Annotated in this window: 28 protein-coding genes; 1 reads left to right on the forward strand and 27 read right to left on the reverse strand. The window is 55.8% G+C overall.

Features of this window, described 5'->3' with window-relative positions; genetic code table 11:
* Positions 1 to 156: 156 nt before the first annotated feature.
* The 11 genes from H9L16_RS11960 to H9L16_RS12010 form a co-directional block, all read right to left on the reverse strand.
* A complete protein-coding gene (locus tag H9L16_RS11960) occupies positions 157 to 393 on the reverse strand; it encodes a hypothetical protein (RefSeq protein WP_223158143.1) in 237 nt (78 codons plus the stop codon).
* Between the two features lie 114 nt (positions 394 to 507).
* A complete protein-coding gene (locus tag H9L16_RS11965; RefSeq protein WP_187551905.1) occupies positions 508 to 993 on the reverse strand; it encodes a hypothetical protein in 486 nt (161 codons plus the stop codon).
* 963 nt (positions 994 to 1,956) lie between these two features.
* Positions 1,957 to 2,898, reverse strand: coding sequence for a 5'-nucleotidase (locus H9L16_RS11970; RefSeq protein WP_187551906.1), 942 nt, complete (start codon positions 2,896 to 2,898; stop codon positions 1,957 to 1,959).
* A 117-nt stretch (positions 2,899 to 3,015) separates the two neighbouring features.
* Positions 3,016 to 3,294 carry a hypothetical protein gene (locus H9L16_RS11975; RefSeq protein ID WP_187551907.1) on the reverse strand — a complete coding sequence of 93 codons (279 nt, stop codon included), beginning with the start codon at positions 3,292 to 3,294 and terminating at the stop codon, positions 3,016 to 3,018.
* 442 nt (positions 3,295 to 3,736) lie between these two features.
* Positions 3,737 to 4,276, reverse strand: coding sequence for an MltR family transcriptional regulator (locus H9L16_RS16580; RefSeq protein ID WP_187551908.1), 540 nt, complete (start codon positions 4,274 to 4,276; stop codon positions 3,737 to 3,739).
* Positions 4,277 to 4,403: 127 nt separating this feature from the next.
* The gene (locus H9L16_RS11985) at positions 4,404 to 4,802 is read right to left on the reverse strand and encodes a hypothetical protein (RefSeq protein ID WP_187551909.1); all 399 of its coding nucleotides are present in this window, start codon (positions 4,800 to 4,802) and stop codon (positions 4,404 to 4,406) included.
* A 124-nt stretch (positions 4,803 to 4,926) separates the two neighbouring features.
* Positions 4,927 to 5,328, reverse strand: a complete 402-nt coding sequence (locus tag H9L16_RS11990; protein ID WP_187551910.1) for a hypothetical protein — start codon at positions 5,326 to 5,328, stop codon at positions 4,927 to 4,929.
* Between the two features lie 121 nt (positions 5,329 to 5,449).
* Positions 5,450 to 5,968, reverse strand: a complete 519-nt coding sequence (locus H9L16_RS11995) for a DUF2199 domain-containing protein (RefSeq protein WP_187551911.1) — start codon at positions 5,966 to 5,968, stop codon at positions 5,450 to 5,452.
* A 109-nt stretch (positions 5,969 to 6,077) separates the two neighbouring features.
* On the reverse strand, positions 6,078 to 6,458 hold the full coding sequence (locus tag H9L16_RS12000; protein ID WP_187551912.1) for a hypothetical protein: 381 nt from the start codon (positions 6,456 to 6,458) through the stop codon (positions 6,078 to 6,080).
* Positions 6,459 to 6,561: 103 nt separating this feature from the next.
* Positions 6,562 to 6,777 carry a DUF4287 domain-containing protein gene (locus tag H9L16_RS12005; protein ID WP_187551913.1) on the reverse strand — a complete coding sequence of 72 codons (216 nt, stop codon included), beginning with the start codon at positions 6,775 to 6,777 and terminating at the stop codon, positions 6,562 to 6,564.
* Between the two features lie 199 nt (positions 6,778 to 6,976).
* Entirely contained in the window at positions 6,977 to 7,474 is a 498-nt protein-coding gene (locus H9L16_RS12010) for a hypothetical protein (RefSeq protein ID WP_187551914.1), read from the reverse strand.
* Positions 7,475 to 7,592: 118 nt separating this feature from the next.
* On the opposite strand from H9L16_RS12010, the gene H9L16_RS12015 reads away from it, so the two are divergent.
* A complete protein-coding gene (locus tag H9L16_RS12015; RefSeq protein WP_187551915.1) occupies positions 7,593 to 7,946 on the forward strand; it encodes a hypothetical protein in 354 nt (117 codons plus the stop codon).
* 36 nt (positions 7,947 to 7,982) lie between these two features.
* Here the strand turns inward: H9L16_RS12015 and H9L16_RS12020 are convergent, their stop codons facing one another.
* The 16 genes from H9L16_RS12020 to H9L16_RS12100 form a co-directional block, all read right to left on the reverse strand.
* Positions 7,983 to 8,429, reverse strand: a complete 447-nt coding sequence (locus H9L16_RS12020) for a hypothetical protein (RefSeq protein WP_187551916.1) — start codon at positions 8,427 to 8,429, stop codon at positions 7,983 to 7,985.
* Between the two features lie 1,465 nt (positions 8,430 to 9,894).
* On the reverse strand, positions 9,895 to 10,422 hold the full coding sequence (locus H9L16_RS12025; protein ID WP_187551917.1) for a Cif family virulence factor: 528 nt from the start codon (positions 10,420 to 10,422) through the stop codon (positions 9,895 to 9,897).
* A gap of 434 nt (positions 10,423 to 10,856) precedes the next feature.
* Entirely contained in the window at positions 10,857 to 11,696 is an 840-nt protein-coding gene (locus H9L16_RS12030; RefSeq protein WP_187551918.1) for a PGN_0703 family putative restriction endonuclease, read from the reverse strand.
* A gap of 119 nt (positions 11,697 to 11,815) precedes the next feature.
* Positions 11,816 to 12,382 carry a hypothetical protein gene (locus H9L16_RS12035; protein ID WP_187551919.1) on the reverse strand — a complete coding sequence of 189 codons (567 nt, stop codon included), beginning with the start codon at positions 12,380 to 12,382 and terminating at the stop codon, positions 11,816 to 11,818.
* Positions 12,383 to 12,501: 119 nt separating this feature from the next.
* Positions 12,502 to 12,948 (reverse strand): hypothetical protein, encoded by a 447-nt coding sequence (locus tag H9L16_RS12040; RefSeq protein ID WP_187551920.1) that lies wholly within the window; start codon positions 12,946 to 12,948, stop codon positions 12,502 to 12,504.
* A gap of 1,278 nt (positions 12,949 to 14,226) precedes the next feature.
* Entirely contained in the window at positions 14,227 to 14,607 is a 381-nt protein-coding gene (locus tag H9L16_RS12045; RefSeq protein ID WP_187551921.1) for a hypothetical protein, read from the reverse strand.
* Positions 14,608 to 14,723: 116 nt separating this feature from the next.
* Positions 14,724 to 15,119, reverse strand: coding sequence for a hypothetical protein (locus tag H9L16_RS12050; RefSeq protein ID WP_187551922.1), 396 nt, complete (start codon positions 15,117 to 15,119; stop codon positions 14,724 to 14,726).
* 113 nt (positions 15,120 to 15,232) lie between these two features.
* Entirely contained in the window at positions 15,233 to 15,508 is a 276-nt protein-coding gene (locus H9L16_RS12055) for a hypothetical protein (RefSeq protein WP_187551923.1), read from the reverse strand.
* Positions 15,509 to 15,583: 75 nt separating this feature from the next.
* Positions 15,584 to 16,057, reverse strand: coding sequence for a GNAT family N-acetyltransferase (locus H9L16_RS12060; protein WP_187551924.1), 474 nt, complete (start codon positions 16,055 to 16,057; stop codon positions 15,584 to 15,586).
* A gap of 549 nt (positions 16,058 to 16,606) precedes the next feature.
* Entirely contained in the window at positions 16,607 to 16,972 is a 366-nt protein-coding gene (locus H9L16_RS12070) for a YfeK family protein (RefSeq protein WP_187551926.1), read from the reverse strand.
* Between the two features lie 1,232 nt (positions 16,973 to 18,204).
* A complete protein-coding gene (locus tag H9L16_RS12075; protein WP_187551927.1) occupies positions 18,205 to 18,540 on the reverse strand; it encodes a hypothetical protein in 336 nt (111 codons plus the stop codon).
* Between the two features lie 105 nt (positions 18,541 to 18,645).
* Positions 18,646 to 19,029 carry a VOC family protein gene (locus H9L16_RS12080; RefSeq protein ID WP_187551928.1) on the reverse strand — a complete coding sequence of 128 codons (384 nt, stop codon included), beginning with the start codon at positions 19,027 to 19,029 and terminating at the stop codon, positions 18,646 to 18,648.
* 1,095 nt (positions 19,030 to 20,124) lie between these two features.
* Positions 20,125 to 20,355 (reverse strand): hypothetical protein, encoded by a 231-nt coding sequence (locus H9L16_RS12085; protein ID WP_187551929.1) that lies wholly within the window; start codon positions 20,353 to 20,355, stop codon positions 20,125 to 20,127.
* 1,118 nt (positions 20,356 to 21,473) lie between these two features.
* On the reverse strand, positions 21,474 to 22,085 hold the full coding sequence (locus H9L16_RS16245) for a DUF1294 domain-containing protein (RefSeq protein WP_187551930.1): 612 nt from the start codon (positions 22,083 to 22,085) through the stop codon (positions 21,474 to 21,476).
* An 870-nt stretch (positions 22,086 to 22,955) separates the two neighbouring features.
* On the reverse strand, positions 22,956 to 23,420 hold the full coding sequence (locus H9L16_RS12095) for a hypothetical protein (RefSeq protein ID WP_187551931.1): 465 nt from the start codon (positions 23,418 to 23,420) through the stop codon (positions 22,956 to 22,958).
* Between the two features lie 615 nt (positions 23,421 to 24,035).
* On the reverse strand, positions 24,036 to 24,572 hold the full coding sequence (locus H9L16_RS12100) for a GNAT family N-acetyltransferase (protein ID WP_187551932.1): 537 nt from the start codon (positions 24,570 to 24,572) through the stop codon (positions 24,036 to 24,038).
* Positions 24,573 to 24,653: the final 81 nt, after the last annotated feature.

Here is a 24,653-nt window from a genome sequence, read left to right on the forward strand (position 1 = left end):
AGAATGCTCTAAGCGATGATCCATTTCTTCTGCGGGCTAACGCCTGAGTTAAGCCGGACCGCTGAGCGGAACGGCGGAGTGGTACACGTCACCATGCAGCCGAGCCGCGAAGCGGTCTCGGCTTGAACGAATTGTTAGGCCGCTGGCGGTTGTTCACTAGCCTAACCTCAGTTGTGCATCCACTTTGCCAGACACAGCTGCCGCTACGGCTTCTTTCCAGTCTGCGACAAATGCTTGATCTGCCGGAGATCCGTCCGCAAGTAACGACATTGAGCTAAGAATCCCCCCAAGCTCCTCGCATCCAAGCGAAAAATGCTTGTCCAAGAAGTGATACATGGCCAAGTAGGCTTGATCTTGGGTGATCAACGCTGGCTCTTGTATGGGCATCTGCATGGATTGTTCCTGCGGCCTAACGCCTGAGTTAAGCCGGACCGCTGCGCGGAACGGCGGAGTGGTACACGTCACCATGCAGCCGAGCCGCGAAGCGGTCTCGGCTTGAACGAATTGTTAGGCCCGCCCCTTGAACTTTACCCTGATAGCCACAACGACCGCCCCGAGTAGCCCAGCTACCATGCACGCCACGTGTAGATGACCGAGGCTTATCTGGCCAAGTAGCTGGTTTCCGCCGGCGACTGGCCACCAGGGCGACATATCTGAGTGCATGATTGCGCCGAGCACGATGTGGGAAAAGGTGCCGACGTAAGCGCCTAGGAAAGAAGCAGCCCAGGTGAACGGGTAGTGGGGAACTGATAGCCAGCGGAGTACCGCAGCGCTAATGGGCTTTCCGATGATTCCCGCAAGCGTCCCGATGGCCAGTGCACCGAGCAGCGTGTGGGTTGGTCCGTGCAGGATCGGCTTGTTCGTAAGAATGCCAATGAGTGGCTCAATGTCCATGAGGACCTGAGAGCCGCCGAACACCATGAAGCTGAAATGGCGGCCACCGATCGCCTTGAAGGCGGCACCGGGGCCGAGGTGGAATGGCGTGAACGGCATTGTTGTCTCTACGGGCCTAACGCCTGAGTTAAGCCGGACCGCTTTGCGGAACGGCGGCGTGCTACACGCTAGCACGCAAGCCGAGCCGCGAAGCGGTCTCGGCTTGAACGAATTGTTAGCGCCCACCCGTGAATTTGCTTGGGAATAAGCGCATTGAGGCCAAATAGCGCTGGCTGTACCCGGGTACTTGGACAAATACTTGCGTCGATTGGGAGTCAACTAAGCCTAATCCGATGATCTTGACGACCTTGACTCGTGTTCCGACATCTAGGCTTACCGCACCCTCTGGCAAGACCTTGAAGGCCAGTGTCAGGCAAGGAACAGGCTCCTGCCGAGTGCTGATAGGAGATGTTGCTTTCCATGCGGAGCAGGTTGTGAGTGTTCCGGGAGCCTCAGTCGTGATCTCGTCTCCAACAGCAATGCTGTACTCGGTAGAGCGATGCAATGGCATTGCACATCCCGCTAAGAGCGGTGCAAGTAGAAAGCCAACGAGAATTTTCATGGGCGCTAACGCCTGAGTTAAGACGGACCGCTTTGCGGAACGGCGGCGTGCTACACGCTAGCACGCAAGCCGAGCCGCGAAGCGGTCTCGGCTTGAACGAATTGTTAGGCGGCACTTCTCAAGCCATGCCTGCCCGACGCATGACCCAAGCAGCCGAACGTAGAAGAAGAAAGACGGACCAGCCAAGCACGAATGCAATCCACCAGTACGTGATACAGAAGGTGACTATTTCACCTGGCTTTCCGTCTTGACTGGGCAACAGCGTGATCCCCAACATCACGAAGGCAGGAATGATTGCTAGCCATGAAATGTGGCGGAGAAGTCTGGTCAGTGTCATCGCAATTCGCTTGTGCCGCCTAACGCCTGAGTTAAGCCGGACCGCTGCGCGGAACGGCGGAGTGGTACACGTCACCATGCAGCCGAGCCGCGAAGCGGTCTCGGCTTGAACGAATTGTTAGCGGTCACCCGCGTTGCCCGCGGTTGGTGATGCCGAACGGGATGTGCACAGAAGGTACGACTTCACTTGCTGTTGCAAGGTGGCCAGATTGATCGTCAAAGAAGATGTGAGGCTGCAACACATCAAGCACCAGCTTCTTCTCCACGCCCCCAAGAAAGAATGCGTCGTTTGCCATCACTCCCCAGCTTTTCAGGGTGTTGATGGCTCTCTCATGTGAAGGTGCGTTGCGAGCGGTGACAATAGAGACACGGAGCCGATTCTTGTATGACGGATCGGTCTTCCTGCGATCCTCCTCGGCGCGTTGAATTTTTGATACACGTACTAAGAAGTTCTTTAGGGGGCCGTCGCCGTGAGGTTCCATGGCATTTGCCGTCTCGTGAGTGTGAAATTTCTCAAGGTTGCCCTCTTGCATCACCGTCTCTGAGGCGTCGTCTGCAAGGACTCCGTCGAAGTCGAAGGCGATCCGAAGCGTGTCGTCGTTTGGGTCGTCAATCTTCTTTGATTCCATCACATAGCCAGCGGGAAATCCTTTGGCAATGGCTTCTAGTACGTCACTATTGTTTGAAGAGAGAAACAGAGAAATGCTGAGCGCATTTATGTACGCATATGGCGATAGGCCTTGCTGAAATATGGCGCGGGTTATGCCAAGGCAATGGTGTTGAATAGAATTCATGACCCGCAGGCCAGTATCAGGGTCGTTGCGCGATAGGAGAACAACCTCAATAAGTGGGCCTTCGTCCGCCGCGCTAAGATCGTTGAGAGATAGAAGACGTTTGATAAATGAGAACGCTATGCCGGGCGCTAGCGGAACCGTTTTATTGTCTTCTTGGTACTTGCGGTATTTTTCTTCGCCATCGGTGCGAAAGATCTTGTCCGATTCGGTAAGGTCAAACATAGCGCTTGACGCTACGCCAACGACGAGGCGGTCCTTAAGTTCGTATGGCATAAAACTCCCCTGTGACCGCTAACGCCTGAGTTAAGCCGGACCGCTGCGCGGCACGGCGGAGTGGTAAAACCTACCACTTAAGCCGAGCCGCGAAGCGGTCTCGGCTTGAACGAATTGTTAGAACTCACCTGTCTCATCGCAATCTGGGCCGGAAAGGCACTCTGCCCAGCGGACCTTGCCAGTCTTTGGGCCGTTGCCGCTATCTTGTGCGCGATCTAGCGCGACGCACTCTTCTGTCCGCACCGTGCGTTTCTCTTCAGTGCCAGAAGCTTTCAGCCATTCGCCGGTGAAGTCTTTCTCGTCCTCGACCTGCACACAGTTTGAGTAGCCCGACTTGGTGCAAGCAACTACGACAAATATGAGAACGCTAACTGACGCCAGCCGAAGGTACTTCATGTGAGTTCTAACGCCTGAGTTAAGCCGCGCCGATTTGCGGCGTTGTGCAAGTGAAGATTAGCAAGACTTGCACGACGCCGCGAAGCGGTGTCGGCTTGGACGAATTGTTAGCGCGGTGCGTAGTCACAGAGGCTCAGATTGCCAACCTGATTGCATCCCGTCCGTCGAAGCTGGCGTTCGGTCAGGGCCAGCCACCGCTTTTCCCGAGAACCAATGCCTGGAGAAGATCGACAGGTGTTGATCGCGAGCAATCTCGGAGAGGCTGGGACCAACACAAAATTTTTAAAAAGCAAGTTCCGTGAACTCGTTCTACCCCGCGCTAACGCCTGAGTTAAGCCGGGCCGCTTTGCGGCCTTGGGCAAGTGAAACTCAATGGTACTTGCACGAGGCCGCGAAGCGGGCTCGGCTTGAACGAATTGTTAGGTGGCGCGTCTCATGAACGCTAATCGACGGGTCCATCACGTTTAGTAAGGATCGACGTTGCTGGATGAGGTGCGCGTTTTGTGAGTAGTACAGATGCATTGCGGTTCGCTAGGAGCAATGTAAGCGACGCAGCGGTGATTTGGTAACGTGATCGCGGCCGCTTCGCTGAGTCTATGTGCTCGGGGTATTGCTTTGTCATCTCTGATGGCATCTTAAGTGACGCACATCTATCACGTATCGCCTTTGTCTCAAAGCTCAAGCCATGTTCTCCATGCGCAAACTCGTTCCTTATCCCCCTGATTACATTAAGGTCATGCTCTTCTTCTTCGGAAAGCAATCCGCTAACCCAAGCCAACTTGATCCGAGAAGAAAAAGTTGCCAGTGGCGCTTGACCATTGAAAAGCTTCTCTGAATCTTGCTTTGACAATGGGACAAAATAGGTAAGCAACAGCTCCTTTAATCTGTTCTCTAGGTTCGCCGCGAGCACCAGCGCACAAGCTCTGTCCCCTTCGGACTTAGCCTCTGCAAGCATATCCAGGAATGACTGATAGCTATACATGAAAATCGCTCATTACTTTCCTTAGCCACCTAACGCCTGAGTTAAGCCGGACCGCTGCGCGGAACGGCGGAGTGGTACACGTCACCATGCAGCCGAGCCGCGAAGCGGTCTCGGCTTGAACGAATTGTTAGGTGCCAGCCTGTAACACTCTTACCACTTCCGCGGAAACAGTGCCCACCTTATTGGGGAGGCACCGTGAGGTCTCTAGTCCAGAGCCATCTTGGTAAGCGAAGATCAAGTAAGTAGAACCGGGAAAGAAGAAAGGTTTGACGTAGCCACAAGATGAGGAGTTGCTCTCAATGAGAACAACGGTCTCTTGATCAGTACGTCCCTTGAAGGCGCTCGAGACACTGAAGTTCACCGCAGTCTTGCCCGGAGTGCTTGAGCATTGAAGCATGGCAACTTGACCGACGAAAACAACGTCACTCACCTGTCTGGCTTGAGGGAGCGTGAAGCTCTTGCATGAACAGGCGATCGTGTTGCCGCTTGCGAGTAGCGCTGTCAGTGCGGCGACGTATTTCTTCATGGCACCTAACGCCTGAGTTAAGCCGGACCGCTGCGCGGAACGGCGGAGTGGTACACGTCACCATGCAGCCGAGCCGCGAAGCGGTCTCGGCTTGAACGAATTGTTAGGCGCGATTCCGCCACCTCTAGGCTGGCAATACGTCCTCAATGGTCGACTCGATGCGCTCAATTTTGCAGTCTCGAATATAGATAGCGTTGCTCTTATGTATCTGCTTGCCTGGCTCTGCCGTGATCGAAGGAATGTTCAGCAGATGAAACAATCCCCTGGCATCACGATCAAAAAGATACTCAACCTTCCACAGGTAGAGCCCTTCGCCGACAGGGACCTTGGGAAAGTAAGCAGCACACTCACGTGTCTTCATGTTGATAGCAACTGACGAGCTATCAACAATACGAACACTGATCATTTCACCGTCGATTGTCTCAAATTGCAGGTATTTCCATTCCGCTGCGCCCATTCCGCTGGCGCAAGCTAGATTGAATGCCCCTACGAAATAAGCGGTGATGAAACAGAGTATGAGTCTCACGTCGCCATCCTTCTTGCTAGCGCCTAACGCCTGAGTTAAGCCGGACCGCTGCGCGGAACGGCGGAGTGGTACACGTCACCATGCAGCCGAGCCGCGAAGCGGTCTCGGCTTGAACGAATTGTTAGGCGTCACTTCCACGAGGCCCATGCATTGCGATCTCATAGATCTCTGCAAGGCGATCATGGCTGATCCCCCCGCATTGTTCGATGTGCAGAGGATTCTCCGACGGAGACACCTCAATGAAAGGGCGTGTTCCCTTGTTGCGAAGGTGCATGACAACGTGATGATTGAACGTGTCTGGATAGCCAGGCAGCCTTGAGCCAAGGTAGCCAGCGAACGGACCGAAATGCTCACGCTCTTCCAGATTGAATGCTTTGACCCACTCATCAAAGTCCTTCTGGCTAAGGTCCACCCAGGCGCCCCAGATAAACGGCTGTTCTTCACCCTGGACTGGAATTTCAATGCAGCCGCGTACCAAAAAGCGCTCTTGGTCAATGACGCAGTCATCTGAGCCAAGGTCTACTCTTTTGTGCCGCTCATTCTCCGGAATCCACTCCGCAATTGCGGGCGCGTCGAAGCCGAAGGTCGGGATACCTTCATGTATTTCATTGCAGCAACTACACCGGAAGCTGAAAGCCATGTTTGTGACGCCTAACGCCTGAGTTAAGCCGGACCGCTGCGCGGAACGGCGGAGTGGTACACGTCACCATGCAGCCGAGCCGCGAAGCGGTCTCGGCTTGAACGAATTGTTAGGCACGTGGCAGTAGGCGCTCACGTTCTAATATTTCCATTACCGCCGGCAGTGTGTATTGCTGCCATGGAATCACTGCCGCGGGCATATTTTCACGCCGATACGCGCCTGAGTCGAAGGCCTGGTAAATCTCAAACGGAAGCCCAGAAAACTCAATTCCTACATAGACAGCGAGGCAGTCCATGGTGCAAGCGGCGGCGCCGTAGCCAATCTCACCGTAGGAGAACTCGACAGCAACGTGTTTAGCTAGGAGCTCAGGGAAGTCCTCGGGTACAGCCCCGTGCTTCAAGCAAAATGCATCAACAGCCCCGTCGGTGAGGCCGTTGCGAGGAAATGCGTCAACGCACGCTTTGACAAGTTGCTGAAGTTCTTCGTCCACTGCCTAACGCCTGAGTTAAGACGGACCGCTTTGCGGCCTTGTGTAAGTGAAGATCATAGCGGCTTACACGAGGCCGCGAAGCGGTCTCGGCTTGAACGAATTGTTAGGCCCCGCCCTGTGCTTTGCGATAAGCCACCAGCGCGTTTGCGTGGCCGTGACCAATCTTGTGCTCCGACTTGAGGAAAGCCACTTGCTCCATGTGCTTTCTGTCCTGCATAGAGTCCAGAAGCTTCAGCCAGTGCGCGACAGGCTTACCGTACGTTTTCTCAATGGAAGGGAAGTAGGAAGCGGGACCTTTGGCCTTTGCGTCAGTCGTCATCGGCATTCTCGTGGTTTGCGTGGTCTTTCCAACATGACGAATGAGGTCGTAGGAAATCGACACGACGCTACGAATCGAAGCGGGGCCTAACGCCTGAGTTAAGCCGGACCGCTGCGCGGAACGGCGGAGTGGTACACGTCACCATGCAGCCGAGCCGCGAAGCGGTCTCGGCTTGAACGAATTGTTAGGCCTTGGGCTATCAACCGCTGCACTTCTCAGTGATGGTTGGTGCCAACTTTGTCTGCAAGGTTCCAGCCGCTAGCTCGGCTAGCCAGGCATCAAAGTGGGGGATGCTTGCACCAGGGTCGGTCTTCACATACGTACGGTAAGCGGCGAGAAGACTGACAACGCCGGCCATCTGAGTCTTTTGTGGATCGCCCTTGCTTTCAGGGTGCTGGAGTTGAAAAGCAGCATTGCCAAACATTGACTGCACGAGAAGTTCTGGGCCATTCGGCACATTTGTTCCGGGAAGCGGGCCCAAGATGTCGCAGACGAGAATGGTCACGTCTGGGGTTGCCTCAGCCCACTGCAGTAGCCATGCGCGCGCGTCACGCGCCGTGGGATCCAGTGGGCGTTCTTCAAGCGCCCGCGTTAGTTGAATGACCTTGGCGTGTTCCGCATTGATGGGCTGCAGGTCCTGCCCGGCGTGGGCGGAAAGGCATGAGGCAAGAAGAGATGCGGCAACTAGAAGCTTCATTGAATTCTCGGGAACCTTTGGGAAAGGCCTAACGCCTGAGCTAAGCCGGGCCGCTGCGCGGCATTGGCGATGGCGTAATCATAGCGAGCCAGCGCCGAGGCCGCGAAGCGGGCTCGGCTTGAGCGAATTGTTAGGTCTTGCGTACCGGAAACACTACGGCCACTACAAGACCAAGCACGAATCCGCCAGCAAGCGGTGGAACGCCAAGTTCAGGATTGGCCTGCGCAATACGCCAGCCGAAATAAGCGCCAGCAAGGGTGAAAAAACCAATTCGAAGGCGATCTACGAATCGCCTTGTGCGCTTGCCAGCCTGGACCAAGGGAAGCGATTTTTGGCGCTCCTGCTCAAGCGCCGCATTTGCGATGTCATGAGCTTTTTCTCGATCCACCTTGTTCTCCCCGAGCAAGACCTAACGCCTGAGTTAAGCCGGGCCGCTGCGCGGCTTGGCGTGATGGTAAACGCTACCATTTAAGCCGAGCCGCGAAGCGGTCTCGGCTTGAACGAATTGTTAGGCCACACCTCTAGAAAGCCCGGCCCACACCTGCCGCAAGCCAAGAGCATGCAGAAGGCCGATGGCAAGACAGACCGCAGAACTGACGTACCAGAAAGTGGTCGAATTGCCTGGGAAGTGCGCCTGCATGGGCGAGAACAGAAGTCCGCGCAACAGGTAAATTGCCGTGATGATGAGGAGGACTGTTCGCAAGAATGGAAGGCGGCGGATTACGCCTGCGCCCGACCAAGCGTAGAGACCCCAAACGCTCAGCACGCCAGCAATGAAGATCGCCATGGTTGTGGGATACCAATGCCCGTGGGCGGCCATCTGGGAAATCTGCGGTCCAGCGCCCAAAGTGCGGTACCAATCGGCTCCGCCGGCGATGCAGGCCAAGTGAAGCAAAGCGGCGACGAAAGAGGATGAGCCGGCAACGAGCAGAAATGGGATTCGCTTGGCGATCATCTGTTGTGTGGCCTAACGCCTGAGTTAAGACGGACCGCTTTGCGGAACGGCGGCGTGCTACACGCTAGCACGCAAGCCGAGCCGCGAAGCGGTCTCGGCTTGAACGAATTGTTAGGCCTCAGCTGCCTGCCGAAGCCACTCTTGAAACCACTGAGTGGGAACGTAAACCTGATCCTGATTGATCAAGTGCAGTTCATCCATGGGAAAACTGTTGTAAAAATTGAGATCCCACTGAGCGTCAACGTCTGCGAGAACGGGTAGCAGCTTCTGAATGTCTGATGGAACGTCATCACCGTCCATGAATTCTGACCAGAAGCGACCGCACCAGTCTGCTATTTGTCGATGCGTGTAGGGCGAGGTGGATGGCGTAGCTCCCCACCCAAGCATTTGGCGCGCGTTGTCTGACGTATATGGTAGGTCGACGGGACTCATAGAAAGCGAATGCGCGATGGGTGAGGCCTAACGCCTGAGTTAAGCCGGGCCGCTTTGCGGCCTTGGGCAAGTGAAACTCAATGGTACTTGCACGAGGCCGCGAAGCGGGCTCGGCTTGAACGAATTGTTAGGTGCCAGCTTCTTGTGCCAAGCTCTATTTCTGAGGACGGTACGGATCTGCCCGGAACAAAAGCACGCCGGCTATGGCGGCTAGAAACGGAAGCACTACAGCGCAGACGCGGTAGACAAGGTCGTCTGTACTCGTACCGTTAACCTCAATAGTGGCGCCAGGGAGAAGCAGAGGCACGTTCGCGAAGGCGATGACCAGGCCGATTACCACCCAAGTGATCGCAATGACGCGGCGAACGAAGAAGTTGAAAAATCGCCAGTAGATGTCGCTGAATCCCATGGCACCTAACGCCTGAGTTAAGCCGGACTGCTGCGCGGCACGGCGTGATGGTACACGTCACCATTTAAGCCGAGCCGCGAAGCGGTCTCGGCTTGAACGAATTGTTAGCGCTCAGACGTAATGCCTTGGTAGCCAACAAAGCGGAACTCCACGGTTGTAGATGTTTCCCCGGTGTTGATGTTGGTTCCGTCCACAGCGGTTCGGACTACTGTAAGGATTCCACCTACGTTGATTCTTGTCGACCGCGGGACCGCGATCTGAAGTTGCTGGTCTGTCCCAATATGCTCGTGACACGATGTGTAGCTAGCCTCTCCGAGTCTGTCTTTAGTTCGTTGTGCTGCCCGAACCGAAAGGCTGACGTCCCGTGGCTGCCGGCCGAAGAGCTTCTTTCGGCTCGTCACGTTCACGACAGTGCCGGTGAGCTCGCAACTCTCGAACCATGAGGCGATCGCGCGGCCTGGCGTCACTGTCAGGAGAATGGCGACGAAAGCGAGTGCCTGCTTCATGAGCGCTAACGCCTGAGTTAAGACGGACCGCTTTGCGGAACGGCGGCGTGCTACACGCTAGCACGCAAGCCGAGCCGCGAAGCGGTCTCGGCTTGAACGAATTGTTAGACCCCACTCATTACTGCGGTACAGGATCCCTTTGGGACCAAATGACGGAGATGATCTTCCACCCGTCGTCACTGCGAACGAGGTGCCACATCTCACGCCCCCAATGTTCTTCTTTCCCATTGACTAATAGAGAGTAGTTGAAATTCACGGAGGCGATTTCGCCGTCTGTGTCTATGACTGGGTCCCGAAACACTTCTTCAATGGATTCCGACCCAACCGCGGTAATTCTATCGATCATGGTCAAGAAGTTGTTTTCTGGCCACCTCACTACTCGGCGTACTTCAGGCACAAAAGTCTTGAGTCGTGCAACCCGTGCATCGTCGTCTACGAGTTGCCAGGTAACGTGGGCAGGGTTGTCTGACACAAAGAGGGTGACAAAAGTCGCCTTGTCTTTCTTGATGATCGATGTGCGAAATGCTTCAACTACCTCACGAATCGCCGCAACGTCCTTAGGATCGTTTTGGGCGGCTAATGCGGGCTGCAGGCCAGACGACAGTGCCAGCAGGGCAACGAAGGCAAAGGCTCTTAATGAGGACATTTGAACTCTCCGTGGGGTCTAACGCCTGAGTTAAGCCGGGCCGCTGCGCGGCTTGGCGATGGGGTAAACGCTACCACTTAAGCCGAGCCGCGAAGCGGTCTCGGCTTGAACGAATTGTTAGGTTGGGGCCAGCTGCTCTCAGGCGCAACCGTTTGTGACGACGCTATTGCGGACTTCACGTCTCGCACAACGTTCATCCGGTGCGCGTTTGCACTGCAAACGTGTCCCGCGCGAGAAGTCCGGAGAAGCCGAGCGGTTCAAGAGCTCGCAAGCTAGAAAGGCCACACGCATTGCTAATGTAAAAACTGCTTTAGCGAAAATCTGTCCTGGCCCAACCTAACGCCTGAGTTAAGCCGGACCGCTGCGCGGAACGGCGGAGTGGTACACGTCACCATGCAGCCGAGCCGCGAAGCGGTCTCGGCTTGAACGAATTGTTAGACCGCACTCTGGCAGTAGCGCTCAGTCACATAGTTCAGGTACGGCCGATGCTCCTCTCCAATTGCGGTACGAAGGCGCCCGAAGAATTTCTGATAACTGGCAGAGTAAAATTTCATGTCCGTACCGATAAGTTCAGAGAACGCTTCAATCTCAGCATGATGAATTGATGACTCCGGACCGAGGCAGTCGTAGTAGATGTAATACAGAGAGATTCGGCCAGGCGCGGCGGTCGCCAAGCCGAGCATATGCTTCAAGAGCTGGGCTGCGTCCAAATGGCGAAATTCTCTATCATTCTTCTGAATGCTTTCAGCTAGACGCTGAGCATTGGGAAGTCCAACTTGTGACCAAAGGAACTCATTCTTTGGGAAGTACTTGGCCTTGAAGTTCTCCTTGTGAGAGGGCTTAGGAGTCAGCCACTCCGAGAACTTACTTTCTACACCTAGTATTTGGCCATCCGGATATGAAAATGCCAGGTCAAGATTTGGCGGTGTGCCGCCAAGGCCAGTAGGGAATTGCGCCTCAAATCTGAATCGTTCCGGCGCTGGTTCTATGCCTAGAGCAGATGCAATAGCCGCGAGCGGCTTGCCGGACCAGTAGTCGAATGCGTTGACTGCCAACGCAGAAGACGAGTGGAGGGCCGCCATCTTTGCGGGGCGCATCTCCGATGGAAGAAGCTCAGATCCGCTGCCTTGAGTGAACGCCGATAGTGCATCTGGCGATAGCGGCTGAAAGAGGTTGAGATCGTAGCTAGCCAAGTAGCCTCGTGGCTCAGGCAAACGCGATGCAGTGCTCGCCCAATCAAGCTGATGTTGGCGGAGCGTTGTCTTGGCTGACATGCGACGGATCCTAGTGCGGTCTAACGCCTGAGTTAAGCCGGACCGCTGCGCGGCACGGCGTGATGGTACACGTCACCATTTAAGCCGAGCCGCGAAGCGGTCTCGGCTTGAACGAATTGTTAGGTGGCTGGCTCTATGAGAGTGAATCGCACGCCTGCTGCGGAGAGGTCAGCTGGTGTTAGCCAAAGGATTGATTTGTGGGGAATCTGGCGGGCCTTGGCAATCAAAGACTCCGAAAAGCCAGCGTGGCGCAACATGTCGTCAGAAATCTTCTGCCTGGCCGGTGCGGCCACAAGCTCCAACGGTCCTGGAGCCTCCTTCCTTGGTCGTCCTGCGTGGAGCCCGAGACGTGCACTGGAGGTCAGTTCACGATGATCCGCTGCGGCCCAGAGATGAACGCATGCACTTGCACATTTACCCGCGACGCGCACAGCAATACTGTGTTCGTTGAGCAGTCGCGCAGCTCCCTTTGCTTCGAGTGTGAGTCCACCTGGACTCTCGATGTAGACACGTTTAATTTTTGGATTCTCCGCAATCTTGCGGCGAAGTTCTTCCTCAAATCCATCGGTAATTCGACCGAGCACCATGAAATGCCCGAGTCGTTCGATCGGGGCAATTCGGAATTGCGGCGCAGGTGCGGAGCCGCTGGATGCTAGCAGTGCCAACAAAATTGCGAGGGTCTTCAAGCCTGCCACCTAACGCCTGAGTTAAGCCGGACCGCTGCGCGGAACGGCGGAGTGGTATACGTCACCATGCAGCCGAGCCGCGAAGCGGTCTCGGCTTGAACGAATTGTTAGGCATTGGCCTACGCTGTCGGCGAAGCTTCGCGCGGTGTCAGTCGGCGTTGATATTTGTGGTGGCATGACGTGCAGATATGAATTCCGTGCTCAACAGGAGCCTCTGCCAGAAGCCGCAATTTGTGCTTGTCGTTCCAGCAGCCCAAGCAATGAGGCGATCCTATCGCCTTGCCTTGGTCATCCTGAAAGTACATGGCATCTAGATGTCTAACAACTTTATCTTTCGTCTCTATGGCATCAGTCAAGCGAGATATTTCAAGATCCTTTTCAGCGAGCAGGGTCTGGATCTCGCTGAGTTGAATTTTTGCTTCAGCGAGCGTCCCGACAAGGTCCGCAAGCTTTAGCTTCAATTCGGCCCTTTCGAGTGAGACGTCACTTTCACGGATGAATTTGACGATGTCAGTTGCTACTTTGAGACTGGACAACGCGCTAGCAATTGATGCGAGATCCGGCATAACTTTCTCCAATGCCTAACGCCTGAGTTAAGCCGGACCGATTTGCGGAACGGCGGCGTGCTACACGCTAGCACGCAAGCCGAGCCGCGAAGCGGTCTCGGCTTGAACGAATTGTTAGGTCCCGGCTCGTAGTGGGCGATACGCTCTGACCACAAATATAAAAGCGATCCCGAAGCAGATGGCGAGGGGCACCCAGAAGATAGATTTTTCAGGTTCCGCTACAACGAAAAGAACTCCGGGAAGAATTGAGGTGATGAATGCAAAGACGGGGTTCGCGAAGCGATACCGAAGGCCTAGCCAAAGAAGAGGAGTTGCGTAGAGCAGCATTGCAGCAAGTACAAACGGGTAGGCGATGAGCGTGGCAGATAGTGCGTCACCTAGAACAATGTCTAGGAGTGGGCGAGGATCACTTGAGCGGAAAAAGCCCGCAAGTACGCAGATAGAGAGCGCTCCAAGCGGTGGCCCTATCCCTGCGGAAATCCACAACGAGGTCCATGGTTTTTGTGGGACTCGCGTCAGCATTTGAGCGGGACCTAACGCCTGAGTTAAGCCGGACCGCTGCGCGGAACGGCGGAGTGGTACACGTCACCATGCAGCCGAGCCGCGAAGCGGTCTCGGCTTGAACGAATTGTTAGTCCTCAACCGCCACCGCATAGGCGCTCATATCTCGCTTCTGCTGAGCGAATTCTATTCATAGTCCTGTTCGGATCTTTCAGTACAGAATCACGCTCCATTCGGGCTTGCCCACAAGCGTCTGTGCGCGAAATTGGTTGCGCAGCATCCTGTACTCGACGAGTTGGAGGTGGGCTAATCAGCTCGTGTCGCTGCCCGGTCTTTGGATCAATCATTCCGTTTCCTCCACCAGGGACCATGAAATGCTGTTGTCCGGTTGTAACATCCATAACCATTCCTGGTTGATGCTGGACTTGCTCTCGCCGCACTGGACAAGAAGTGCCGGCGTAGATGTAGCTATCTCCGTTCGGCTTGATGCAGCGAACGTATCCACCGGAAGAATTCGAGCTATAGCCAGCGCAAGGTGTCTGCTGGTAGACCTTTCCACCGCGTCCGTCCGGGCAGGTGTGAATTTGCGCTTGTGCAGGCAGAGAAAAGACGGCTAAGAGGAATGCTAGTGCGAATTTCATGGCTCTTTCTCCAAGCATTCGAGAACTGTGATTGAGGACTAACGCCTGAGTTAAGCCGGACCGCTGCGCGGAACGGCGGAGTGGTACACGTCACCATGCAGCCGAGCCGCGAAGCGGTCTCGGCTTGAACGAATTGTTAGCCGTCTCCGAAGTCCGGCAGAGCTTCTGCAGCTCGCTGGAGTGCAGTGCGTGCCGGGGGATGGCGGCTGGAAATGTACAGGACCACGTCCTTTGGATTGGCGAGGCCGAACGGTCCCATGATCGCAGCGTGCTCGGGATTTACACAGTCGCTGCGGCCGCACAAACGCATGAAAGTATTGGGAAGGTCTGGGTCGTAGTCAGGGTCACGGTACAGAATCCATGCCGCAACGAGTGCCGAGCGAATGCCACCCAAGCCGCCTAACCCAAACGTGCCTGATTTGGCGCCAAGCCATTCCCAGCACGCACCACCATCGGCCTTCCGTACCTTCCTCTCAAAAAGCTCAAGTCGATAGCTGTGCTCATCTTCAAAGTGCATCGAGAACTCCCGAGACGGCTAACGCCTGAGTTAAGCCGGACCGCTGCGCGGAACGGCGGAGTGGTACACGTCACCATGCAGCCGAGCCGCGAAGCGGTCTCGGCTTGAACGAATTGTTAGAGCCCGGGCCGTTGCGCACGATTGAGCTGCCAGAACGCCAGGCCCGTCAGTCCGCCAAACAGCGCGGCTGGCACAAACCCCTCTTGCCACGAGAATGGAAGTGCGAACGTCAGCAGCGATGGTGCCGCACCCGCGATCAAGTAGTGAAAAGGGCTGCTCCAACCTTTGGCGTTGGCAAGCCGTAGGAAAAGCTGCCCGTACGTGAAGATCAAGATGTAGGCGAGCGGCAGAAAAAGCATGGCCCAAGTGCTGGCGATCCGGGCGACCATTGCAAAGCTGGCGGGTGATGCGGGGAAGGTGGATGTGGTTTGGTAGTAGAGCCACGCCGCGTAGAACGGTGCGGCGGCACAGATGACGAGTGGACTGATTGCTGCTGCTTTGACTGCCGACATTATTGATTCCGGGCTCTAACGCCTGAGTTAAGCCGGACCGCTGCGCGGAACGGCGGAGTGGTACACGTCACCATGCAGCCGAGCCGCGAAGCGGTCTCGGCTTGAACGAATTGTTAGGGCGAACCGAGGGTGCCTTGACTGGCTTGACGAGCATTGTCACGTAGTGCCAAGTCCTTCCCCGTGCCGTAACCGAACACGAGCATGAAGTAGACAAGCCCTAAAGCGCCAACGCCAAGACCAAGCCCCTTGTTCGTCTTTGCGATCTGCGCGCCAAACGCAAGAAAAGCGCAAGCAAAGAAAAGAGGCGACAGCACAATGCCTGCCAGCACGAATGCCATGGGAAGAAGCGCGGCAGCAGCGTTTGATGCTTTGAAAGCTTTGAGTTGCATATCTTTCTCCTGAGCCCTAACGCCTGAGTTAAGCCGGACCGCTGCGCGGCACGGCGTGATGGTACACGTCACCATTTAAGCCGAGCCGCGAAGCGGTCTCGGCTTGAACAAATTGTTAGGCGGCAACTCGTAGACCATTTGAACGGCACCAGCGACCTCCAAATCTGGCTGGAAGCCCATGCGCGCGTACAGACGCTTGGCGGGGTTGTCGTCGTAGACCCGCAGCTGCAGGCGTTGGAACCCACGCGAGGTCGCGATGGTCTTCGCCTGGCCAACGGCCCATGAGCCAATACCTCGATTTTGATGTGTGGGAAGAATCTGCAGGTCTCTGAGACCTAATCCATGTTGTTCAGGAGTGAGCCGCAGTAGCCCAATGTCTTGACCGTCCAACTGAATGATGAAGTTCTCGAAGTCTGTCCAGCTGCGTAGGAATCTTTCCGGGTCCCAATCAATTGCGCGATCGGCGAGGTAGCGACTCATGTTGCCGCGGTTGAGCGACTCGCAGAAGGCGAGGTCAATCTCTTCTGCGGGTCGCAATTCAAGCTCCATTGCCGCCTAACGCCTGAGTTAAGCCGGACCGCTGCGCGGAACGGCGGAGTGGTACACGTCACCATGCAGCCGAGCCGCGAAGCGGTCTCGGCTTGAACGAATTGTTAGGGCCCGCCAAGTATAAGCAGCCCGATTACGACAACTACAATTGCAGCTAGTAGGAACGAGAGTCCCGGCTTGCTAGGAGCAGACATAGGGCTCTGGTGATCGGTTGGGCGAATGAGTCCTCTGGCGATCAGGACTTCATGTGCGACAGGCAGATCATTCTCATGAATGACCCAGACGCCAACGAAGCCAGGCGTGAAGCTAGCGCCGAAGCCCGGCATTCTTGAGGAGTGGGAGTTCGATACGTGAGTTTCGACGCCCTGCGCGTGGAGATCACGGGCTAGCCGATTGGCGAAATTTAGGTCGCTCGTGGAATAAATCAGTTGCATGCGGTTGTCGCGGGCCCTAACGCCTGAGTTAAGCCGGGCCGCTGCGCGGCTTGGCGTGATGGTAAACGCTACCATTTAAGCCGAGCCGCGAAGCGGTCTCGGCTTGAACGAATTGTTAGCGCCGACCGCCGCGCAGTGCCTTGAGCTTAGTGATGAACCACGACTGGCTGGATTGCGCAGGCGCTTTGCCGCAACGAACCTGGTAAGGCTTGCCCGACATGCTGCTTTTGGTGGCGGCAAGCTCAATAAACGCCTCAGTGGATGTGACCAAGCCTTTCTTGAGCAAGTAGTCGTACTTGCGTTGCAAGTGCTCGCTGGCCTTCTGTGCGTCGTACCAGGAACCGTTGCGAGAGAACTCACAGTTGGACTGTTTGAGGGCTGCAAACAGCTGGTCGACCTCCTGAGTGGTTGCAGGCGAGGGCGACTGAGCGGACGCAGCGCTGGAAATCAGTAGCAGTAATGTGAGGAATGCGATTTTCATGCAATCAAGGCGCTAACGCCTGAGTTAAGCCGGACCGCTGCGCGGAACGGCGGAGTGGTACACATCACCATGCAGCCGAGCCGCGAAGCGGTCTCGGCTTGAACGAATTGTTAGGCGGCTCAGACTCCTCCGCACCCAGGGAGAGTAAGACCAACGCTTGCGAATGCGAGTACAAGAACGAGCAAGGTTACGCCAACCGATGCGGCTCCGAGAAGCAGTGATTTCCGTGCGAACGCCTCACGCAGCAGCACCATGCAGCTGATCGCACCGATGGCGACACCGAGTAGCAGTACGTTCGGGCCGACTGACTGACAAAGAAATCTGCCAGTGAGATAGATGCCGATGCCGTATGTGCTGGCACTGAGAAGCAATAGCCACCAGCCGGCGTGCTTCTTGAGATTGCTTGAAATCATCATGTGCCGCCTAACGCCTGAGTTAAGCCGGACCGCTGCGCGGAACGGCGGAGTGGTACACGTCACCATGCAGCCGAGCCGCGAAGCGGTCTCGGCTTGAACGAATTGTTAGGTGCCAACCTGTTCGTCAAGATTCACTCCACAAAACGGACAAAAATTGACCGCGTCAAAGAACAGCGTCCTGCGCAAGCCGAAATAGCTCGTGTGCCTGCCAATATTGCCGCGGCAGCGAGGGCAACGTATCCGGTACTGGTAGAAGAATAGGCTTATGAAATAACTGACGAGAAAAGCGGCAGCCAGAACGTGTAGCGGAGGACTCTCTAGCACTGCACCAGCGACTATCGCTCCTACCATGCATACGAAGGAACCGATCAACCAGTAGCCGATGCGACTCTTCCGCTTTGTCAGATGGTCACGAATTTTCATTGGCACCTAACGCCTGAGTTAAGACGGGCCGCTTTGCGGCCTTGTGTGGGTGAAAATCTAGCAGAACTCACACGAGGCCGCGAAGCGGTCTCGGCTTGAACGAATTGTTAGACCGCTGACGCCGCGCTTTTGGTCCAATCACAAGAGAACTGGAGATCCCGTTGATAACACGAGCGGATCACCGGGCGGAGGCATAACGGGTTTGAGTTATGCCGGAGTCTGGGCGAGGGTGGATCAGAGAAGCTCTTTGGGCTTATGCCAACAGCTTTTTGCAAAGGTCTTGCCGTCTGCGGTCTAACGCCTGAGTTAAGCCGGGCCGCTGCGCGGCTTGGCGTGATGGTAAACGCTACCATTTAAGCCGAGCCGCGAAGCGGTCTCGGCTTGAACGAATTGTTAGGCAGCAAGCCGGTAAACGTACATCAGGCCGCCGGCAAGCCAGAGAAATCCGAAGAGTGATATGAGTGCGCTGGCAGTCACAAGCTCATCCTCTTGACTTGGCTCTTCAAGTAGGAAGTCTCTGAAGCGCTCAGAGAAGATCAGCGCAAGCCCCAAGGCGAAGATCAGGGCACCACTGAGTGAGAACAGAGCAGCACTTGCGAGGTTTCGGATTTCCCCTCTGCCTCCGTTCGCTTGATATCCGGCGATTCCAACCCCGATCCATAGCGCACCGAGCACTAGTCCGGAGCGCAGATTTATACGGCCAATTGATGGGCGTGCGAAGAACTGCATTTGCTGCCTAACGCCTGAGTTAAGCCGGACCGCTGCGCGGAACGGCGGAGTGGTACACGTCACCATGCAGCCGAGCCGCGAAGCGGTCTCGGCTTGAACGAATTGTTAGATGGCAGCCTGGCTTTGAGCCAACATCAGCACGTAGCCATCTGGATCCTCAAGTCTGCACTCACCACCGGGCATGTAGAACGGAAATTTGATCTCCCCAGGCGAGTGGCCAAGATCAGTCAAAGCAGCGTGGGTCTGGGCGATGTTGTAAAAGTAGAGGTAGAAGAGAATGGCCTGTTGAGCCGAGTCAATTGGCCCGTCGGCCAACCCGAGCATCAAGTTCGCCTTCTCACTCTCGAGCCATGCCCAAACTGGAGCAGAGTGCCCATGCGGAACAACAGTGTTTGCGACCTTGAACCCTAAGTCAGCGTAGAACTTGATGCTTCGCTCAACGCTAGCCACATGAGCGAAGGCAACCAGGGATTTTGTTTGGGCTGCCATTCTGCTTCCTGCCATCTAACGCCTGAGTTAAGACGGACCGCTGCGCGGCACGGCGTGATGGTACACGACACCATTTAAGCCGAGCCGCGAAGCGGTCTCGGCTTGAACGAATTGTTGGGCAGCAGACGCGTGCCTGTGACGTACAACAAGAACTACGGCTAGAACTAACGCGGCAAAGAGTAGGCCATAGGCTTGATTGAGCAGTCGTGTTGCCACCCGGCAGTAAGCTTCCACGTGATCAATCGTACTTGGCCCGCAATGGCCGAACCTCATGTCTGCCGTGACCAGCGCGGACAGCAGGAACCAGAATCCGGCTGCAACCAGCAGAGCTAGCAGTAGGAAAAGCATTGCTGACGCCACGCGTTGCTTCATGCTGCCTAACGCCTGAGTTAAGCCGGACCGCTTTGCGGCCTTGGGCAAGTGAAACTTGCAAGGAACTTGCACGAGGCCGCGAAGCGGGCTCGGCTTGAACGAATTGTTAGACCGGTGCCAGCCGTTGCTTTTGACCAACGAACCAGTCAGACCTGAGTCTAGTGCCGACAACCGCCCTTTGCGAGATGCAGAACCCAGAAACGGAGTGCCGGCGCTCTAGCCGGCACGGAGTTTGTGGCGAGGATCAAATGCCAGGGCGAGGCGAGGGAAGAACGAACACCACCTTGGCCTGACGCTTGTTGACCGGCATTTGTTTCTGGACCGGTCTAACGCCTGAGTTAAGCCGCACCGATTTGCGGCGTTGTGCAAGTGAAGATTAGCAAGACTTGCACGACGCCGCGAAGCGGTGTCGGCTTGGACGAATTGTTAGCCCGATGAAGCCGGCTGTTCTTGCAGATTGGAAGCTTAAGTAGGTTCATTTGAAGCCAAGAAATCTTCCGCCGCGCGGAGTTGTAGCGGGTTTGAGGTGCGACGGAGCGCGGGCGAGAGGCGATCAGGGAAGCTCTTCGGGCTTTGCCGAGAATGCTCTAAGCGATGATCTATTTCTTCTGCGGGCTAACGCCTGAGTTAAGCCGGACCGCTGCGCGGAACGGCGGAGTGGTACATGTCACCATGCAGCCGAGCCGCGAAGCGGTCTCGGCTTGAACGAATTGTTAGCCGCGATCAGTTGTCCATGACCTTTCTGCCGCCGCTGCCGACAATCTTGTCACCTCTGATCACTACGTCGTTGTTGCCGTTCAGCAGGCCATCTACTACGTCAATCGTCTCGCTCAACAGAGCAACGAGACTAATCATCTGCTGTGGCGTCAGGTTTCCGCTCGTAGTTGCGTTCTTCAGCATTCTTACGCGGTTCTTAAGGTCATTCGCTTTGCGTGACAGCACTGCTGCGGACATCAGATCGATCCTCATTTGATCGAAGGCGTATCCGACCTAGCGGCTAACGCCTGAGTTAAGCCGAAACGCGTAGTGGAAGCAAAGGCATGGCAGGCTTTTTATGCCATGCCTTTGCTGGAACGAAGTGGTTTCGGCTTGAACGAATTGTTAGGTCTCACTCGGTCGATGGTGAATGACTGTATGGATGTCTTGGCAATTTTTGAGTACGGCGTACTTCCCGTTTGATCGCGTGACCAGCGAGATTGGTACCGACGTCGCTCCGTCGTCCACGGAGATCCGGACCTCCAGGTCTTGACTCTCAAACGTCTGTAGGTCGCGGATCAGCTGAGCCACGGTTTTTCCTCTGCTTGTCCATTCCGGATTGATCATGTCTCTGAGACCTAACGCCTGAGTTAAGCCGGGCCGCTTTGCGGCCTTGGGCGAGTGAAAATGAGCAGAGCTCGCACGAGGCCGCGAAGCGGGCTCGGCTTGAACGAGTTGTTAGACCGGTGCCAGCCGTTGCTTTTGACCAACGAACCGATCTGACGGGAGTCTAGTGCCGACAACCGCTCTTTGCGAGATGCCAAACCCAGAAACGGAGTGCCGGCCGCTCTAGCCGGCACGGAGTTTGTGGCGAGCATCAAAAGCTTGGGCAAGGCGAGGCAAGAACAACGCCGACTTGGCTTGACGCTTGTTGACCGGCATTTGTTTCTGGACCGGTCTAACGCCTGAGTTAAGCCGGGCCGCTTTGCGGCCTTGGGCGAGTGAAAATGAGCAGAGCTCGCACGAGGCCGCGAAGCGGGCTCGGCTTGAACGAATTGTTAGACCGGTGCCAGCCGTTGCTTTTGACCACGAACCCGTTACTTGAGCCAAGTCTAGACCTGACGATCGCTCTTTGCGAAATGCTGAACCCAGAAACGGAGTGCCGGCCGCTCTAGCCGGCACGGAGTTTGTGGCGAGGCTCAAAAGCCTGAGATAAGACAAGAACAGCCGCCAACTTGGCTTGACGCTTGTTGACCGGCACTTGTTTCTGGACCGGTCTAACGCCTGAGTTAAGCCGGACCGCTGCGCGGCACGGCGTGATGGTACACGTCACCATTTAAGCCGAGCCGCGAAGCGGTCTCGGCTTGAACGAATTGTTAGCCACCAAATGCAGATGCAATAACGGACTGTGCGGTTCCACTGATCACTAGCCAGACTACAACCGCAATGTTCAGCATAACCGTGAACCAGAAGACCGACTGGAAGGATGTCTTGACCGTCTTGTGGCGTGATTGCTGCTGAGCGATGAGTGCGCCAGGCCAGCCGCCAAGTAGATCGATGAAATGAAGGGTGCTCTCTGGAGTACGTTGCATGTTCTTGCCGGCTGCAACCTTATCCAAGGTGTACATGATGTACGACAGGCAGCTTAGTAAGGCATAGCCAAATAAGAATGCAGTGGGCAGAAATCCAAGAAACGCACTGGTCAGAATAATGACGAGTGAGGCGATTGCAATCGCCAGTCTTGGCATGGGCTTTTGTGGCTTGCGCTCTGCGATTTTCTGGCCCGCGTAACGAACATCAACCGCATTCGTGCGGCCGCGACTGTCTTTGGCCGCAGAGTAGGAGATGAGATCGCCGTCAACGGGTCTACGAGACCCGAACTGGAACGCTTTGATATGAACAAAAGCCCGGTCGCCACCCCCGTGCGGGAGAACAAATCCAAAGCCCTTGTCGTCGTTCCAGTTTGAGATTCGTCCTACAAGTCTCATAGATGCTCGGTTGGTGGCTAACGCCTGAGTTAAGCCGCACCGATTTGCGGCGTTGTGCGAGTGAAGATTAGCAAGACTTGCACGACGCCGCGAAGCGGTGTCGGCTTGGACGAATTGTTAGGCCGCACCAGCCTGGTTTTGCAGGCTTTTCCCGCAAACAGGCTCTTGCGAAGACCTCACGAGCGAGACCTGCGACGAGTCTGCGCCAGGTGCGCGTTGGCCGAAGGCTTACGCGGCCCGCGACCAAAGGCCAACACACCTGAACTTTTGCGTCTTGGCCCAGCGGAAGAGCTGGACCCCCGCCAAACCGCAATCTTTCATGGCTGCGGCCTAACGCCTGAGTTAAGCCGGGCCGCTTTGCGGCCTTGGGCAAGTGAAACTCAATGGTACTTGCACGAGGCCGCGAAGCGGTCTCGGCTTGAACGAATTGTTAGGCATCTTTGCGTGACCTCAACCTAACGTACGCGTAGGAACCGGCCAAGCCTATGAAAAACCAAAACGCAATGAGGAACAAGATCATGATTGGTGCGTAGTTCGGGGTCATTCTGCCGAAGACCGCGACGGTGAGCTCACGCATTAGCTCTCTATTCTCGAGGAACGGCATCAGCTTTGCCGGCGCTCTGGCGACATGAATCAGCGGATGTGAATAGGGCTCCGGCAACAGGAAAGCATTTGCTAGAAAACATGCTGGCACAAGCAAGCCAATGGCGAAGTGCCGAAGAATGCTCTTAGTTCCGGTCAGACGAATCATTCAAGATGCCTAACGCCTGAGTTAAGCCGGACCGCTGCGCGGAACGGCGGAGTGGTACACGTCACCATGCAGCCGAGCCGCGAAGCGGTCTCGGCTTGAACGAATTGTTAGCTGCGTCTCTAGTACTGCCATGAACTAACACGGTTCACATGCTCAATAGTCCCGCCGCCCCAGCACCTACCCATACAAATACGGGATGAGCTGTCACTGGAGGGCTTGGGAATCTGTGGCCTTGCACGAAATATGCCTTCAACAACGGCATAGGTGCCGTTGATGCTACTTAAGGAGCTTTGATCAACGTTGAATTTTGGATCAAAGCCAGTCATTTCGATGTTGCCCTGGGTGTTGTGGCGGTAGTCGTCTGGCGTTGCATAGACTCCAGATTTCCCCTCAAAAGCGAAAGAGAACTTCACGACTCCGATAACTCGAACAGAGTGGCCATCAAATTTCTCTGGCGCGGCCAACAGCTCATAGACGGACGCATCAATAGCGTCATGGCGTGAGAAGGCAACAGCATTTAGCTCGCTAACGGTAGCGCAGCCAAATAGGAGCAAGGAAAGAACCGCGGCCGCGAGAATCTTCATGAGCAGCTAACGCCTGAGTTAAGCCGCACCGATTTGCGGCGTTGTGCGAGTGAAGATTAGCAAGACTTGCACGACGCCGCGAAGCGGTGTCGGCTTGAACGAATTGTTAGGTTGCGGTCACGTGCGTTGCTCGCTGTGTGGCGAGTGCTTGACCCAACATAGCTCCTATCAGGGTGGTGACACCGGAGCCCAGGAACGCGACCCAGTTGTGGCGAGCGATCATAGGGAGCGGGTTTGGATCAACTGGTGCTGCAATAGCGTAGAGGAAGTAGACCGTTACAGCCCAGAGGGCAAGCCAAACCCCGATTGCTGGAAGGATGATTCCTTTACGAGCGACGAATCCGCCGACGAAGGCGGACAAGAGCGCTACCACTACAGAGCGGAGAGCTATTTGCTCCATAGACTCGGCCAAAAGCGAGCTCGCAAGATTGTTCAAGAGGATCTGCGTAATGATCAGGGCGGCTACCCCAAGCAAGAGCCTTTTTGATGACATTCGAAAGTTCTCCTTGAGCAACCTAACGCCTGAGTTAAGCCGGGCCGCTTTGCGGCCTTGGGCAGGTGAAAATGTATAGCACTTGCACGAGGCCGCGAAGCGGGCTCGGCTTGAACGAATTGTTAGCCGACATTGTGCTTGTAGGCGTTGTAGACCAGCTCAGTACATGGCTTGCCGCGGGACTTGGCATGGCGCGTCTCCACTTTGAGCATTCCCACCCGTTCCAGCAAGCGGATGGATGAAAGGTTGCGCGTATCCGCGATTCCAACAACCTTCTTGGCGCTCGTGCTCTCGAAAACGAGCGCGATGGCTTCCTTGACCGCTGCGGTGGCTAGGCCGTTTCCTTGTGATTGACGCCTGAGCGTGAACCCGATCTCTGCTTGGCTCGCGTCACTAGCGAGAATCAAACCGATGTCGCCAATGAGTGTGAGGCTGTTGGCGTCGGCAATTCCAATCTGGCACCAACTGCCGGGCTGCAAAAGGGGCGCTTGATTCATATACTTGAGAAGGACGCGAGCGTCATGATCCGGGGTGGCCACCCAGCCTTGGTAGCGGCCGAGCTCAGGATCTCGGCGATAGGACTGGAAGTCGGCCAGATCTGTTGCATTGAGTCTGCGCAACACAATGCTGCCGGCAGCACGTGGAAGGAGATCGATCATGTGCTCTGCAATGACGGCTAACGCCTGAGTTAAGCCGGACCGCTGCGCGGAACGGCGGAGTGGTACACGTCACCATGCAGC

It is taken from the genome of Thermomonas carbonis (genome assembly GCF_014396975.1).
Classification (GTDB): domain Bacteria; phylum Pseudomonadota; class Gammaproteobacteria; order Xanthomonadales; family Xanthomonadaceae; genus Thermomonas; species Thermomonas carbonis.

Coding starts and splice junctions, on each gene's coding strand:
- H9L16_RS11960 (WP_223158143.1), bottom strand. CDS start 393: ATGCAGATGCCCATACAAGAGCCAGCGTTGATCACCCAAGATCAAGCC.
- H9L16_RS11965 (WP_187551905.1), bottom strand. CDS start 993: ATGCCGTTCACGCCATTCCACCTCGGCCCCGGTGCCGCCTTCAAGGCG.
- H9L16_RS11970 (WP_187551906.1), bottom strand. CDS start 2,898: ATGCCATACGAACTTAAGGACCGCCTCGTCGTTGGCGTAGCGTCAAGC.
- H9L16_RS11975 (WP_187551907.1), bottom strand. CDS start 3,294: ATGAAGTACCTTCGGCTGGCGTCAGTTAGCGTTCTCATATTTGTCGTA.
- H9L16_RS16580 (WP_187551908.1), bottom strand. CDS start 4,276: ATGTATAGCTATCAGTCATTCCTGGATATGCTTGCAGAGGCTAAGTCC.
- H9L16_RS11985 (WP_187551909.1), bottom strand. CDS start 4,802: ATGAAGAAATACGTCGCCGCACTGACAGCGCTACTCGCAAGCGGCAAC.
- H9L16_RS11995 (WP_187551911.1), bottom strand. CDS start 5,968: ATGGCTTTCAGCTTCCGGTGTAGTTGCTGCAATGAAATACATGAAGGT.
- H9L16_RS12005 (WP_187551913.1), bottom strand. CDS start 6,777: ATGACGACTGACGCAAAGGCCAAAGGTCCCGCTTCCTACTTCCCTTCC.
- H9L16_RS12010 (WP_187551914.1), bottom strand. CDS start 7,474: ATGAAGCTTCTAGTTGCCGCATCTCTTCTTGCCTCATGCCTTTCCGCC.
- H9L16_RS12020 (WP_187551916.1), bottom strand. CDS start 8,429: ATGATCGCCAAGCGAATCCCATTTCTGCTCGTTGCCGGCTCATCCTCT.
- H9L16_RS12025 (WP_187551917.1), bottom strand. CDS start 10,422: ATGTCCTCATTAAGAGCCTTTGCCTTCGTTGCCCTGCTGGCACTGTCG.
- H9L16_RS12030 (WP_187551918.1), bottom strand. CDS start 11,696: ATGTCAGCCAAGACAACGCTCCGCCAACATCAGCTTGATTGGGCGAGC.
- H9L16_RS12040 (WP_187551920.1), bottom strand. CDS start 12,948: ATGCCGGATCTCGCATCAATTGCTAGCGCGTTGTCCAGTCTCAAAGTA.
- H9L16_RS12045 (WP_187551921.1), bottom strand. CDS start 14,607: ATGCACTTTGAAGATGAGCACAGCTATCGACTTGAGCTTTTTGAGAGG.
- H9L16_RS12050 (WP_187551922.1), bottom strand. CDS start 15,119: ATGTCGGCAGTCAAAGCAGCAGCAATCAGTCCACTCGTCATCTGTGCC.
- H9L16_RS12055 (WP_187551923.1), bottom strand. CDS start 15,508: ATGCAACTCAAAGCTTTCAAAGCATCAAACGCTGCTGCCGCGCTTCTT.
- H9L16_RS12060 (WP_187551924.1), bottom strand. CDS start 16,057: ATGGAGCTTGAATTGCGACCCGCAGAAGAGATTGACCTCGCCTTCTGC.
- H9L16_RS12070 (WP_187551926.1), bottom strand. CDS start 16,972: ATGAAAATCGCATTCCTCACATTACTGCTACTGATTTCCAGCGCTGCG.
- H9L16_RS12075 (WP_187551927.1), bottom strand. CDS start 18,540: ATGCAGTTCTTCGCACGCCCATCAATTGGCCGTATAAATCTGCGCTCC.
- H9L16_RS12080 (WP_187551928.1), bottom strand. CDS start 19,029: ATGGCAGCCCAAACAAAATCCCTGGTTGCCTTCGCTCATGTGGCTAGC.
- H9L16_RS12085 (WP_187551929.1), bottom strand. CDS start 20,355: ATGTCCGCAGCAGTGCTGTCACGCAAAGCGAATGACCTTAAGAACCGC.
- H9L16_RS16245 (WP_187551930.1), bottom strand. CDS start 22,085: ATGAGACTTGTAGGACGAATCTCAAACTGGAACGACGACAAGGGCTTT.
- H9L16_RS12095 (WP_187551931.1), bottom strand. CDS start 23,420: ATGAAGATTCTCGCGGCCGCGGTTCTTTCCTTGCTCCTATTTGGCTGC.
- H9L16_RS12100 (WP_187551932.1), bottom strand. CDS start 24,572: ATGATCGATCTCCTTCCACGTGCTGCCGGCAGCATTGTGTTGCGCAGA.